Raw genomic sequence first — 13766 nt, 5'->3', positions numbered from 1 at the left:
TATGGATCCTACGTGGCGTTTTTGTTTAAACACTTCTTATTTGAATGAATTAGCCGCAACGAAAAGTTAAAGCCGTCAAAGCCTTACATTAAAGGCTGCTAGCTACCATAACTCACTCAATGTTTAGTATAGCTTACTGTATTATATTCGAATTAATATTCTACCGATATTTGATAGGAACTAAATTTTCGCATATTTATTACGCCATTATCGAAAATCAGATACTGACCTTTTATCCCCAACAACACACCTGAAACTAAAGCCGTTTTATCAAAGTTATATGATGATATCTTTGTTAAGTACTGCTCAACAGGATAATTAATTTCAGTCACTGGTTCATCCAGCTCAACAAAGGCATCTTCACCATAGGTTAATTTCAGCTCAGCAAGCTTAGTTGCAATCTCTGGCTTTAGTCTTTCAGCTTGAGCTTTTAAATCAATTGGCTCTGCAACACCTTTTAGCATAGCGCGCCAGTTGGTTTTATCATTAATGAATTCGGCCAAAGCTACTTCTACTAATCCAGATTGCAAGCGAGTGCTTACTTTAAATATTGGTAAAGCTTGAGTTGCCCCTTGATCAATCCAGCGTGTTGGTACTTGACTATGACGAGTAATACCGACTTTTAATCCAGAGCTATTCGCTAGATAAACAAAATGATCTATCATGCAATGCTTTTGACCCCACTCAGGCTCACGGCAGGTACCAAGGTGATGATGGCAAGTTTCAGGCTTCATTATGCACATATCACACTGCGCTAACTTGGTCATACACGGGTAACAAAAACCTTGTGAATAACTCTTCTTGGTTTTCTTGCCACAGTGCTTACAGGCGATGGTACCAGTAAAATGCAAACTCAATTGCTTACCTATTAACGGGTTCAGGGCAATTAACTGCTTTTGCTGTCCTTCATTAATAGCGGCTAGCGGCAATTGATACTGCACTTGATTAGTTTCATCTAGCTTAGCTACGAGTTTCTCTATAGATCCTACTTCACTTACAAACATATGCTCTCTTTTTTTGCATGATTAACATTGGCTAATCAAAATCTGATGGTTAAAATTTTACTTTTTGTCGACTCTGTTTTACTTGCTTTCGGTTGGCTTTTTGCAGTAAACGCCGCTTAACTGATGCCTTAGTTGGTTTAGTCGTCTTACGTTTTTTCACGGTCTTATTTGCTGCTTTGATCAATTGCCCTAGCTTTTCTATGGCATCAAGGCGATTCTGCTCTTGACTACGTGAACCTTGAGCTTTAATTACCACAACTCCCTCTTTAGTAATACGCTGATCACTAAAGGCCAGTAAACGTTCTTTATAAACATCTGGCAAACTGGATTTGTGAATATTAAAACGAAGGTGTACCGCAGTTGATACTTTATTAACATGCTGACCGCCAGCACCTTGGGCTCTTATTGCCGTTATCTCTATTTCATCACTTGTCAGGACAACATTGTGTGATATAACTAGCATAGCTTTACTTCTACTCTTATATTTTTAAATTAACTATGTCAGATAACTGGTATGTTTACCTAATGCGTTGCAGTGACAACAGCCTATATGCAGGTATCACTACTGATTTAACACGTCGCCTCAATGAACATAATAACAGTAAACTTGCTGCCAAATATACTCGAATTCGTCGCCCTGTCAGCTTAGCTTATGCTGAAAGTAGCGAAAATCGCAGTTTAGCCAGTAAAAGAGAGTACCAATTACGTAAACTCAGTAAAGCCAAAAAAGAGCAACTAGTTGCTGACTATCTTGTCCAAGTAGAGAAATTAAAACCAAGCTAGTGGTCTGCTGAGTATTAATTTAAGTGTGTTTTTTTCGATTTAGCAGCGAACTACTGTTAGAATGCTGCGTTTTTGTTAAAAATTGAAGTTAGAAATTACTATGTCTACAGAAAACCTGACCACGCAAGCGATGTTCATAGAAAAATACTGTGCTATTGATAGCAACCAAATTAGCTTCACTCGCCAACAAGGCAGTGACTTTGCTAAACAAGTAGCCGACGACTTTAACCCACTGCACGATATTGATGCAAAAAGATTTTGTGTTCCGGGTGATTTGTTATTTTCTATCATAATTGCCAAATCAGGTTTACATAAGAAAATGACCTTTGACTTCTCAGGCATGGTGAATGACAGCGTTGAACTGAACTTTCCAAATGAAATAACTGATAGCGTTGATATCACTGACAATAATGGCAAAACTTATTTAAGTGTCAGCGCTAGCGGAGAAAAGACCCACTGCCCAGCACTTATCAATGCCCTAACCAAAGCCTATGTTGATTTTTCCGGCCATACCTTCCCAGGCATCTTGGTTAAGCTCATGGCTGATAATGAAGTTATGATCAACCCAGCTCGACCTATGATCATGTACCAAAGCATGTCGATAGATCTTATCGATATTAATATTGATTCACTGGAATTAAAGCTGGCAGAAACCAGCTTAACAATCGACGGAAAACGTGGCGATGCTTGGTTAGAGTTTGATTTAATTTCCAATGGAAAACATGTAGGACATGGAAAAAAACATATGCTACTTAGTGGCTTACGTGCCTACGAGCAAGAAAGCATTGACGCTATGGTTGAGCAATACCGCCAAAGTAAATTGGCTTACCAAGCTTAGTTGCGCAGATACAAATAATTAATCAATTTGCTATCACTCAGGTAAATACACTTGCTCAAACGCCAACCTTTGCTGCTGCTTATTTTCACTGCAATAAGCAAAAACAGATAAATTTTTAGGCTTATGACATTTGCTTGGTCGCTGATAAAATCGCAGCCAAGCATGTTTTTTCTCCCCTTGGTAAGCCGTTTTCACTTGAATATTACTGTTATTCACAAAGGGGGAATCATTTATTTTAATTACCTGATAGTTTTTCTTCCTTGATTGGCTAGTGTTAACGAGCTTGGCCTGGCTTTTTTTCTTAGACGATTGACTCAGTTTCTTGCGCTTTTCTCTACCGTATGAAGGGTTTTCACACTGCCACCACTTCTCTCTTGCTTTATCTTCTCGCTGGCGCAAACTTTGACCACGCTTATTAGAGTAACCTGCACGTTGCTGCGCCTGAATATCATAGAGTTTTTGTTTAAGTGCCTGACATCGCTTTTTAGCATGAGCTGAAGAAATAAACATAACAGTACACATAAGCACTGCGATTAAATGCATTAATCCTTGTTTCATAATAGCCATCCTTGCCATATAAAATCCCTTAGATGTATTTCATTGTAGTCTATTATTAATAGCATGCAGTTGTATTTGCTTAAGTAAATACCTTAAACCCTCTTAATTTAAGTAATAAGGATGTTACTTATGAACACCATAATAAAATTTTCGCTACTACTATTAATTAGCTTACTGTCAACGTCGTTATCGGCAAAGGAAAAGCCCGCAATTCAGCATGCTATTCACTATGGCGATATCAATCAAAACAGCTTTGAGATACAAAATTATCTGGTCTCTGAAAAGTTAGATGGCATGCGTGGTTACTGGAATGGCAGCCAGCTTTTAAGTCGCCAAGGAAACCCAATTAATGCCCCAGCATGGTTTACAAAAGGCTGGCCCAATACCGCCATTGATGGCGAGCTTTGGATTGCGCGCAATACCTTTGAACAGCTTATCTCCTGTGTAAAACAACAAGCCGCAAACGAAACGCCAGCAAGCAGCTGTTGGTCAAAGGTAAAGTTTATGATGTTTGACTTGCCGCAAAGCAGGAAAACATTTGCCCAACGATATAAACAAATGCAAGCCATCACTCAAGAAATCAAGTCACCGTATTTATATTTTGTTAAGCAGTACCGATTAGCAACGATCAATGAACTAGAAACTAACCTTAAGCACATCATAAACAAGCAAGGTGAAGGGCTTATGCTTCATTTAGCCAAGGCTAAATATAAATCAGGGCGAAATTCAGCACTCATAAAAGTAAAAAAACATCAAGATGCTGAAGCAACTGTCTTAGCTCATATTCAGGGCAAAGGAAAATATCAAGATGTCATGGGGGCACTTTTAGTGCAAACCAGCGATGGTCTTCGCTTTAAAATTGGCACAGGTTTTAGTGATTTTGAACGCAAATACCCACCAGAGATAGGCAGTATTATTACCTTTAAATACAATGGTAAAACAAAAAATGGCATCCCTAGATTTGCTCGGTTCTGGCGTGTTAGAGAAACTAGTAACAAGAGCTAGTAACTTGAAAGATAATGGTTAAACGGCATCGTTTTCGCTAAGGCAATATTTGCGTATAATGGCATAGTTTTCCTTTTAACTGTTTAAGACTCTATGCTCTCCTATATCTCAGCTACTGATTTTTCCCAATGCCAGCGTTTATTTCATGGCAGAGGACACGCTTATCCCAACCTTGCGCATGTGAATGTCGACTGGTTTGCTCCGGTTATTCTGATCACCTTATATCAGGAAGTAGCGCAAGACTGGCTAGAAAGTCTAGCTCAAGAGTTAAAAGAAAGAGTGCCACCATGTCGCTCTGTTCAAGTGCAGTTTCGCTGCCGTAAATTTGCGCCCACGCAAGTCCTGCTTGGCGAAGCCATTGAACAAACTGTGGTAGAAGAACAAGGACAAAAATACAACATTAGCTTTGCTAAAGCACAAAACTCTGGCCTGTTTCTCGATATGAGAAATGGCAGGCAATGGCTAAAAGCCAATGCCAAAAATAAAAACATTTTAAACCTCTTTGCTTATACCTGCCCTTTTTCTGTTGCCGCGATTGCAGGTGATGCTCAGCAAGTCGTTAATATTGATATTAGCAAGTCATCGTTAAGCAAGGGCAGAGAAAATCATCGCCTTAACAATCACCCGCTTGACAAGGTAAGGTTTGAAGGGGTTGATATTTTTAAGTCAAATAGCCGCATTAAAAAGTATGGCCCTTATGATGTTATTATTTCTGATCCACCGACATTACAGTTTGGCAGTGTCAATATCGTCAAGGACTACGCAAAAATTATCAAAAAAGTGCCGCAATGGTTAAAACCCGGTGGACAAATTATGCTGTGTTTAAACTCACCTGACTTAACAGAAGAGTTTATCCATGAGCAAGTACAATTACACTGCCCTGAGTGCCAATTTGAACAACAAATTTTTCCACCTGAGGTATTTAAAGAAGCTCATCCAGGCAAAGGCTTAAAGGTCCTTATTTTTACTTATTTGCCCAAGCCTGAATAAAGCGTTTGCCAGTATCACCACTGACCTCACTTGTTTGAAAAATTGTTCTATACTCAAATATTAGTAGCCTTGTAGCATCGGCTACTTTTTCAACTTTATCGTCATAGTAACTCAAACAAGAGCGCCTGTTATGACAGCAAACGATGCTGAAATAGAATACTCAATCTACCGTTTATTTGAAATAACACCAACTCCCATAGTGCTATCCTATCCAGATGGCAAATTGGAGTATGTTAATCCGGCATTAAAAGCCATGTTAGGCTACCAAGATGATGATATATATGAAGATGACGTTGTTATTACCTATCTTGACGATATTCATCTCAACAAAAAAATTCGCCAACAACTGCTTGAAAAACCCTTTACCCCGATACAGATAGAAAAGCGCTATCAACATAAACTAGGTCATGCCATATACACGCAATTAAATATTGTCGCGCAAGCGAATGAGCAAGGCATAGTTAAGCGCTATATCGCACAACTTGTCGATCTTACTTCGATCAAAAAGCTCGATGCCGCTGAAATATTACTTAATCACTTAGTGAACCAATCTAATGACGCCATTTATGTTGTCGATCCTAAGTTTGGTCAATTTCTAAACTGCAATGAACTGGCACATCGTCGCTTAGGATACAGCAAAGACGAGTTACTTAAACTATCGGTAGCAGACATTCGAAGCGATATAGAAAGACCCGAGCACTGGCAAGCATTTATCGACAAAATCAAAGCAAAAGGCAGCCTGATTATCGAATCAGAACATGTTCGAAAAGATGGTACTAGTTTTCCTGTTGAAGCCAATATTAGTTTTACCCATCATCACAATAGTGATTATTTATTGTCTATTGTCAGAGACATTTCACGCAGAAAACAAAAAGAGCGAGAGGCAATAGAGCGCTCCAATTTAGACCCATTAACTAAACTCCCCAACCGGCGAATACTAGAGAAAAAGTTAGAGGAAATGTTTGCTAAGGCAAAGGCTAAACAAAGTATCATCGCTTTTATGTACGTAGATCTAGATAACTTTAAGCAAATTAACGACAACTTTGGTCACTCTATAGGGGACGATATTTTAGTCGGAACGGCAAATCGTTTAAAAAACTGCGTACGTCAATCTGATATCGTTACTCGCCTAGGTGGCGATGAGTTTCTCATTGTGATGAGCAATATCGACAAGGAAGCTTATGTTGAAGTTATGGCCGCGAAAGTACTAAAAGAATTTGCCAGTCCATTTAAAGTGCAAAAGCAAATGATTCAGGCTGATGCCAGTATCGGAGTTTCAATTTACATGAATAACAATAATGATGCCCATACCTTAATACAACTAGCTGATGAAGCCATGTATCAAGCTAAAAAGCAGTCAGGCTCATCTGTTTACTATCTTTAAACTAGCCATAAAAAAGCGACCTTAATCAGCCGCTTTGTTAAGAAAATCAAGTTAAACTAAAAACCAAACAAGCTATAACCAAAAAACTTAATAGCCACGGTATTAATAAAGATCAGTAAAACAATCACCGGAATAAAAGTCCCTAAAGAGAAATTAATATACTTCTCAACCCAAGAGCCAGCATAGCTTTCATTACCTACACTTAACTCCTCTGATAATTGCTTTTTCTTCCAGCGATAACTAACAAAAACACATAATAAAAAGCCATTTAACGGCAAAATAGTGTCGTAAAACACATCATAAATGACATCGAAGAAAGACTTACTACTGCCAGCATAACTGGTAAATTCAGTAAAAAATGACACCATGCCAAATGAGGTCGTGGCAAATAAGGTTAAAACACCTGCGGTAAAAGATAAGTAAAATAGCGCTTTCTTACGGCTTTGCTTTTTCTCGGTCACTAAATACGATACTGGCACTTCAATAATAGATACCAGTGAAGTTATCGCAGCAAAAAAGACTAAGACAAAGAAGAAGGTTGCCACCGCACTTGCGCCAACATAACCAATTGAGCTTTGCAGGGCTAAAAATATTTTAGGTAAGAAAGTAAAAATTAAACTTACCGAGCTATCACTTAACTCGCTTGGATTAACATTAGGGTTAAAGGAAAACACTGCAGGTAAAATCATTAAACCGGCAATAAAGGCGACCGCAGTATCAGTAATAGCCACTAATTTAGCTGAGTTAGGAATATCCGTTTGGCGATTAATATACGAGCCATAGGTAATTAAAATACCCATACCTAAAGATAGAGAGAAGAACGCCTGCGATAATGCGCCATTAACCACACTTGGCGTAATTTTACTAATATCTGGCACTAAGAAAAACTCAATACCAGCAAAAGCATTATCTAGTGTTAACACAAAAACTACCATCACCATTAACATAATTAATAATGAAGGCATCAATATTTTCGCCGCTTTTTCTATGCCGTCTTTAACGCCCGCAACCAGGATAAAGTTAACAATACCTGCGACAACCATCATAGCGACAAATAAATATGGGCTATTAATAAACTCACCAAAGCCCGCGCCACTAGCCAAGTAATCTAATTGTCCGCCAACCGTGAGTGCGATATAACCAAAAATCCACACCGTTAATACCATATAAAAAACGGCTATCATAAAAGGTGTAAGCACGCCTAAAAAGCCAGCAGCTCCCCAAAATGAACTGCCTTGGCTTAACGCTTTATAGGCACCTACTGGCTCTTTTGCCGTTTTTCGCCCAACCGCCATTTCAGCAATCATCACTGGCAGACAAATCAAAAAAACAAACAAGGCATACATGATTAAAAACGCGCCACCACCATTTTTGGCAGCATTGACGGGAAATCCGACTAAATTACCTATACCTACCGCAGAGCCTGCGGCAGCTAATATAAAACCGATGCGTGAGCTAAAATTCTCTCTAGGTGCGGCCATAAGCTTCCTTCGTTATAATTATTTTATTTATTAAATTTGCTTAGCTCTCGATGCTAGCAAGCTTTATCGCACTTGTCTTGCCTGAGTTATAATTTTTTGTCTAGCAAAATGTAAACAAGTTTATGATTTAGTAAAGAGTTTAGGATTCATCATAGTTAAAATGGCTGATGCTTCTGTATTAGCACAATCAGCCACATGATTAAGATCGTCAGCAGTAACAGATAAATTTTTACATATATCAGCATCGATTACCTCATCAAAATCAAACTCATCTTGGTGACTGTCAATGAGGGCTAATCTTGATGCTAAATTTAATACTTTGACATCTTTATTAATTTGAATCGTTTTCGCTTCGTTAAAGTGCCTGATAGGTAAAATAATTTTCTCAGGTATTTGCCAAATCTTGAGTAACTCGGCAGAAATGTCTGTGTAGGTAAACCCCAATGCCAGCTCTTGCAGTTGCCATGGTAAATTGTCTTGACTGTACTTTTCACAGCGCTGCGCCACTTCTGGCGTAATTTTAGCCACTAAAAGCTCACCAAAGTTTTGCAATAAGCCGGCAACAAATAAACGTTCAATATCTCGAATGCCGACATGAATTGCTAAATATTTACTCGTTAAGCCACAAAAAACACTCATACGCCAAAAGCGCTTTAAATCTATCGCTTGATTTGCAAAGTGCTTAAAGGCCGACGCTGCCACATCAACCAGCATCATATTGTAAATAGCTTGCGTACCTATAATGGTAATGGCGCGAGAGATAGTACTAATTTCTCCAGGAAAACTATAAATAGCACTATTGGCTATTTGTAGTAAACGTGAAGTCATTGACGGGTCAACACCGATAACATCAGCAAAGTCGGCAATCTCTGAGCTATCATCTTCCATTAAGGCTTTTACTTTAAAGCAGGCGTCAGGTAAGGCAAATGAGCCATTAGCTTGCAGTGCGTATTCGTGTGCGTTCATCTATATCCCTTAAATTAGTCTATTTAATCAATTATGTAGCTTTCGTCTGATTAATCAAATGGTACGCCACTATCTTGTTTAATATGTTCAGTTACCATGTAAGTTTGCGTTTGTGAAATAGAAGGTAAAGCAGATACTTTTTCAAGCACTAAACGATAACTTTCCATACCACCAAAGCGAATTTTAAGTAAGTAATCATAGCCACCGGCGATTAAATTACACTCCACCACTTCTTTAATTTTAACCACTTCATTTTTAAACAGTTTAAATACATCTGTGGTGGTTCTATCTAAGGTCACCTGAATAAAAGCTGTCATGCCGTAATTAAGCTTACTGGCATTTAAAAACGCACCATAACGCTCAATATAACCTTCAGCTTCAAGCCGTTTTACTCTATCTAAGCACGGACTAGCACTTAAATTCACTTTCTTGGCTAAATCGACATTAGAGATGCGGCCATTTTCTTGTAGCGTAGACAAAATAACTTTATCGATACGATCTAAGGGTTTTATTTTGTTATTTGACATTTTTTTACTATTAAATTCGACATAAATCGACTTGATGGGTAATTAATACTGGCACACAATTGAGATAAAAAAAAGCGAACATCCTAAGATGCTCGCTTTTTCAATACATTAACGTATTAATTAGTTGATAATCTAACTAAATAATTACTCGTCTTCTTCTACTAAAGTCATTAACGATGTATTACCACCTGATGCTGTAGTATCAATACTGATGGTTTTCTCTGTTAATAAACGCTGAATTAAGTTGTCAAAGTATTCAGATGAAATCACAGGTAAAATTGCACCTTGACGTTGTGCTAGTCTGTCACTCATATAATGCTTAGTTTCACAGTGGCTATCAACAACAACACCAGCAAGGGTTGGGTGAGCTAACATAGTATCTAAATGGCTAAGCTTGGCCACTTGTAATACACCTTTACCAGCACCAGTAGCAACAAACTTATCTCTAAAAGCAATCGCCTCATCGTAAAATAAATCTGAAACCACAGTAACGACAGTATTACCTGTTGCAAGTGCCGTTACAATTGACAATACCCAGAAGTGGAAAGAAACATTTTGATCCGCGTAACAAATCACAATACCACGGTTTTCCAAGTAGATGATGTTAGATTCACCTGTTGGACCTGGTAGCTCAATTGGCTTTTTCATGTGTTTTTCAATGTTAATTAACTGTGCACGTGATGCCGCTAAAGTACGGTTTAAGTCATCCGCTAAGTCATCAACAATTTCTACATGAGCAATTTTTGCAAGCAACTGACGAATACAAGAAATACGGGTATTTAAATCAGTTAAACGCCATTCTTTTTCCGCCCACTCGGCTTTAGTCATGATCTGTGTTGCTTCATGCTTAGCCGCACTATCGCCAGTAAAGGCAACTGCATGTTCAGCTAAGGTTTTAGTCTTAGTTTCAACTGGCGTTGCTTTTTCTTTAACAAGACGAGTTAAGTAGTTTGGACCACCCGCTTTTGGACCTGTACCAGATAGGCCACGGCCACCAAATGGTTGTACACCAACAACAGCACCAATCATATTACGGTTAATGTAAATGTTACCCGCACGTGATAATTTCGCCAGCTCAACCGCTCTGTGCTCAATACGAGTATGAATACCCATAGTTAAACCAAAGCCTGTGCTATTGATTTTATCAATAACACTTTCAATCTCTTCGCCTTTAAAACGGACAACGTGTACACAAGGACCAAAGACTTCATTCTTTAACACGCTAATATCATCAATTTCATATAAGCGCGGCGCAAAGAAGTAATGATCATTACCCGCGACTTCTTCCGAAATAGGGCATTGATAAACCAATTTACCGTGAGATTTCATGTAATCAGCATGGGCATTTAAGGCATCTAAGGCTTTTTGGTCAATTACCGGGCCAACATCGGTACTTAAATTTGCAGGATTACCTACGTGTAATTCAGTTAAAGCACCTTTGATCATATCAACCACTTGATCAGCAATATCTTCTTGGATGAACAATACACGCAATGCTGAACAACGTTGACCAGCACTTTGGAAACCTGAAGAAATGACATCATCAACCACTTGCTCAGGTAGTGCTGTCGAGTCAACTACCATACAGTTTTGACCACCAGTTTCGGCAATTAATGGCACTTGATCGCCGCCACGCTCTGCAAGGGTTTGTGAAATACGTGTACCTGTTTCTGTTGAACCAGTAAACATCACCGCTTGCACGCGAGGATCAGGAATAACAACACTACCTACCTGGCTACCGCGAGCAATAACCGCTTGCACAACATCTTCTGGTAAACCAACTGATTGCATTAACTCAATTGTACGTAAAGCAATTAAGCTGGTTTGCTCAGCAGGTTTTGCCAATACGGTATTACCTGTAGCTATGGCTGCTGCTACTTGACCTAAGAAAATCGCTAATGGGAAGTTCCACGGGCTAATACAAAGTACAACACCACGAGCTTCTAAGCGCTCATCTTCATTTAACTCAATAGCGCGCGCTGCATAATAACGACAAAAATCTACCGCTTCACGTACTTCATCAATACCATCTTGGGCAACTTTACCAGCTTCTTTAATACATAACGCGATAAGCTCTTCAGAGTGACGCTCTAAGACATCACCAACACGATTTAATAAGTCAGCACGCTCTTTTACATCTGTTTTTGACCAAGTTTCAAAGGCAACTTGTGCTTTATCAATTTGCGCTTGCATTTCTTCGCTAGTTAAATGCGTTTGATAACCAATAATCTCGCTGTGGTTCGCTGGGTTCTTAACTGGGTTAGCTCCTTCAGGAACATCATTTTTGTTTAATAGATTATCAACAAACCAGTTATCCAATGCCGCTTTTAATGGCGTAATTTCATTGATATCCGTTAAGTCTAAACCTTTTGAGTTATCACGCTCATCGCCAAACATATCAATTGGCATAACAATTTGGTTGTTGTATTTCTCTTTTAAGCGTTGCGTCTTCTCAACCGGATCTTCTAACAATGACTCTACTGGTTGTGTTTCATCAACAATGGCATTTACAAATGATGAGTTAGCGCCATTTTCTAATAAACGACGTACTAAATAGGCAAGTAAGTCTTCATGATGACCAACAGGTGCGTAGATACGACACTGAATGCCTTCTTCGCGAACAATTTGATCATATAGTGAATCACCCATGCCATGTAAACATTGGAATTCAAAGCCTTCTTTATCATCGCCTGCAAGCTCAACAATGGTTGCTGCCGTATATGCGTTATGGGTAGCAAATTGTGGATAAATGCTATCGCGATAGTCTAATAATTTGTTCGCACAAGCATGGTATGACACATCAGTTGATGATTTACGGGTAAATACAGGGAAATGCGCTAAACCATCTTTTTGCGCATTTTTAATTTCAGTATCCCAGTATGCACCTTTAACTAAACGCACCATCATCTTACGATCAACACGTAATGTTAGCTCGCGTAACCAGTCAACCACGTGAATAGCGCGTTTTTGGTAAGCTTGCAGTGCAATACCAAAGCCTTGCCAATCACCTAAGTCGCTATCAGAAAATACCGCTTCGATAATATCTAATGATATATCTAAACGCTCTGATTCTTCAGCATCCACAGTTAAACCAATATTAAAGGCTTTTGCTTGTAAACAAAGTGCTTTTAATTTTGGTACTAACTCTGCCATAACGCGCTCTTTATGGGTGAACTCATAACGCGGGTGAATAGCAGACAGCTTAACTGAAATGCCTGGCGTTTTACGCGGGTCATTTTTACCCATACCTTTACCAGCAGCTACTTTACCAATTTCATCAATGGCATCTTGGTACGACTTAAAGTAGCGCTCAGCATCTTTCATGGTGCGCGCACCTTCACCTAACATATCGTATGAATATACGTAGCCAAGTTGCTCTTTTTTCGCTGCACGTTCTGTGGCCGCGGTAATGTTTTCGCCCATAACAAACTGTTTACCCATGACTTTCATGGCATAGTTCATTGATTTACGAATAACAGGCTCACCTAAGCGACCGACCGTTTTCTTTAATAAACCAAATCTGTCTTGGTTACGCTTATCAGCATAGCCAGTTAATGAACCCGTCACTAATAAGCCCCATGATGAGGCATTGACAAATAATGAGTCACTTGAGCCTAAGTGAGAGCTCCATTGCCCTTGAGAAATCTTATCGCGGATTAATTCATCTTGTGTTTCTTTATCTGGTACACGTAATAGCGCCTCAGCTAAACACATCAGCACCACACCTTCTTCTGATGAAAGTGAGTACTCGTTTAGTAAAGCATCAATAGCACCATTACCTTCTTGGTCTTTACGTATTTGTAAAACCATTTTGCGCGCTCTTTCCCACGCTCTACTACGTGCACTTACATTCACTTCAGCAACAGGTAAAATATGATCAACGGCGACATTTTCGTCAATGCGATAAAACTCGCGAATCTTCTGACGAATTGGGCAGTCAGTCTGTAATGAACCAGTAAATAACATCTAAATTTCCTCAATAGCAAACAGTTCAAACCAAGCAAGGTTGGCGTCCTGTAATAGTTATAGTTGATATCTATAAGAATAACTAACCACTAAGTGGTTAACTGATAATATACAATGTGTGGGCGAATTCTAGATAAAAAACCACAGAATGTGCTGGGTTTTTTCGGGATTTTACACTATTTTACGCGGAGAATTGCAATAATCACCATATAAAATACTGCAACTTTTGAGCAATTACTTTAATGAAGAGAAAACAATCAACTA

At 38.9% G+C, this 13766-nt stretch carries 12 protein-coding genes; 5 read left to right on the top strand and 7 right to left on the bottom strand.

Annotated features, from left to right (window positions below):
* Positions 1-152 precede the first annotated feature (152 nt).
* Positions 153-1004 (bottom strand): DUF2797 domain-containing protein, encoded by an 852-nt coding sequence (locus EMK97_RS15000; protein ID WP_130603560.1) that lies wholly within the window; start codon positions 1002-1004, stop codon positions 153-155.
* Between the two features lie 49 nt (positions 1005-1053).
* Entirely contained in the window at positions 1054-1467 is a 414-nt protein-coding gene (arfB, locus tag EMK97_RS14995; protein WP_130603558.1) for an alternative ribosome rescue aminoacyl-tRNA hydrolase ArfB, read from the bottom strand.
* A gap of 35 nt (positions 1468-1502) precedes the next feature.
* Here arfB and EMK97_RS14990 point away from each other — a divergent pair, with 35 nt between their 5' ends.
* Entirely contained in the window at positions 1503-1787 is a 285-nt protein-coding gene (locus tag EMK97_RS14990) for a GIY-YIG nuclease family protein (protein ID WP_130603556.1), read from the top strand.
* 100 nt (positions 1788-1887) lie between these two features.
* A complete protein-coding gene (locus EMK97_RS14985; RefSeq protein ID WP_246028806.1) occupies positions 1888-2625 on the top strand; it encodes a DUF3581 family protein in 738 nt (245 codons plus the stop codon).
* 33 nt (positions 2626-2658) lie between these two features.
* On the opposite strand, the gene EMK97_RS14980 is transcribed toward EMK97_RS14985, so the two are convergent.
* Entirely contained in the window at positions 2659-3183 is a 525-nt protein-coding gene (locus EMK97_RS14980) for an SH3 domain-containing protein (protein WP_130603554.1), read from the bottom strand.
* Between the two features lie 129 nt (positions 3184-3312).
* On the opposite strand from EMK97_RS14980, the gene EMK97_RS14975 reads away from it, so the two are divergent.
* The 3 genes from EMK97_RS14975 (at position 3313) to EMK97_RS14965 (ending at position 6562) form a co-directional block, all read left to right on the top strand.
* Positions 3313-4188, top strand: a complete 876-nt coding sequence (locus EMK97_RS14975; protein WP_130603552.1) for a DNA ligase — start codon at positions 3313-3315, stop codon at positions 4186-4188.
* Positions 4189-4281: 93 nt separating this feature from the next.
* Positions 4282-5178 carry a class I SAM-dependent methyltransferase gene (locus EMK97_RS14970; protein WP_130603550.1) on the top strand — a complete coding sequence of 299 codons (897 nt, stop codon included), beginning with the start codon at positions 4282-4284 and terminating at the stop codon, positions 5176-5178.
* A gap of 130 nt (positions 5179-5308) precedes the next feature.
* Positions 5309-6562 carry a sensor domain-containing diguanylate cyclase gene (locus EMK97_RS14965; RefSeq protein ID WP_130603547.1) on the top strand — a complete coding sequence of 418 codons (1254 nt, stop codon included), beginning with the start codon at positions 5309-5311 and terminating at the stop codon, positions 6560-6562.
* 56 nt (positions 6563-6618) lie between these two features.
* Here the strand turns inward: EMK97_RS14965 and EMK97_RS14960 are convergent, their stop codons facing one another.
* The 4 genes from EMK97_RS14960 to putA all read right to left on the bottom strand — a co-directional run bounded on the left by EMK97_RS14960 (position 6619) and on the right by putA (position 13502).
* Complete coding sequence (locus EMK97_RS14960; RefSeq protein WP_130603545.1) at positions 6619-8043, bottom strand: sodium-dependent transporter; 1425 nt, start codon at positions 8041-8043, stop codon at positions 6619-6621.
* Between the two features lie 120 nt (positions 8044-8163).
* On the bottom strand, positions 8164-9009 hold the full coding sequence (locus EMK97_RS14955; protein ID WP_130603543.1) for an HDOD domain-containing protein: 846 nt from the start codon (positions 9007-9009) through the stop codon (positions 8164-8166).
* Positions 9010-9059: 50 nt separating this feature from the next.
* Positions 9060-9536, bottom strand: a complete 477-nt coding sequence (locus tag EMK97_RS14950) for an Lrp/AsnC family transcriptional regulator (RefSeq protein ID WP_130603541.1) — start codon at positions 9534-9536, stop codon at positions 9060-9062.
* Positions 9537-9680: 144 nt separating this feature from the next.
* Entirely contained in the window at positions 9681-13502 is a 3822-nt protein-coding gene (gene putA / locus EMK97_RS14945; protein ID WP_130603539.1) for a bifunctional proline dehydrogenase/L-glutamate gamma-semialdehyde dehydrogenase PutA, read from the bottom strand.
* Positions 13503-13766: the final 264 nt, after the last annotated feature.

It is taken from the genome of Litorilituus sediminis (assembly GCF_004295665.1).
Taxonomy (GTDB): domain Bacteria; phylum Pseudomonadota; class Gammaproteobacteria; order Enterobacterales; family Alteromonadaceae; genus Colwellia; species Colwellia sediminis.
Note: the sequence above shows the minus strand (reverse complement) of the source record. Positions and strands in the feature narration are given on the sequence as shown.

What these genes read in the sequence shown, in the direction of transcription:
- EMK97_RS15000 (WP_130603560.1), bottom strand. Translation starts at nt 1,004, where the DNA reads ATGTTTGTAAGTGAAGTAGGATCTATAGAGAAACTCGTAGCTAAGCTA.
- arfB (WP_130603558.1), bottom strand. Translation starts at nt 1,467, where the DNA reads ATGCTAGTTATATCACACAATGTTGTCCTGACAAGTGATGAAATAGAG.
- EMK97_RS14990 (WP_130603556.1), top strand. Translation starts at nt 1,503, where the DNA reads ATGTCAGATAACTGGTATGTTTACCTAATGCGTTGCAGTGACAACAGC.
- EMK97_RS14985 (WP_246028806.1), top strand. Translation starts at nt 1,888, where the DNA reads ATGTCTACAGAAAACCTGACCACGCAAGCGATGTTCATAGAAAAATAC.
- EMK97_RS14980 (WP_130603554.1), bottom strand. Translation starts at nt 3,183, where the DNA reads ATGAAACAAGGATTAATGCATTTAATCGCAGTGCTTATGTGTACTGTT.
- EMK97_RS14975 (WP_130603552.1), top strand. Translation starts at nt 3,313, where the DNA reads ATGAACACCATAATAAAATTTTCGCTACTACTATTAATTAGCTTACTG.
- EMK97_RS14970 (WP_130603550.1), top strand. Translation starts at nt 4,282, where the DNA reads ATGCTCTCCTATATCTCAGCTACTGATTTTTCCCAATGCCAGCGTTTA.
- EMK97_RS14965 (WP_130603547.1), top strand. Translation starts at nt 5,309, where the DNA reads ATGACAGCAAACGATGCTGAAATAGAATACTCAATCTACCGTTTATTT.
- EMK97_RS14960 (WP_130603545.1), bottom strand. Translation starts at nt 8,043, where the DNA reads ATGGCCGCACCTAGAGAGAATTTTAGCTCACGCATCGGTTTTATATTA.
- EMK97_RS14955 (WP_130603543.1), bottom strand. Translation starts at nt 9,009, where the DNA reads ATGAACGCACACGAATACGCACTGCAAGCTAATGGCTCATTTGCCTTA.
- EMK97_RS14950 (WP_130603541.1), bottom strand. Translation starts at nt 9,536, where the DNA reads ATGTCAAATAACAAAATAAAACCCTTAGATCGTATCGATAAAGTTATT.
- putA (WP_130603539.1), bottom strand. Translation starts at nt 13,502, where the DNA reads ATGTTATTTACTGGTTCATTACAGACTGACTGCCCAATTCGTCAGAAG.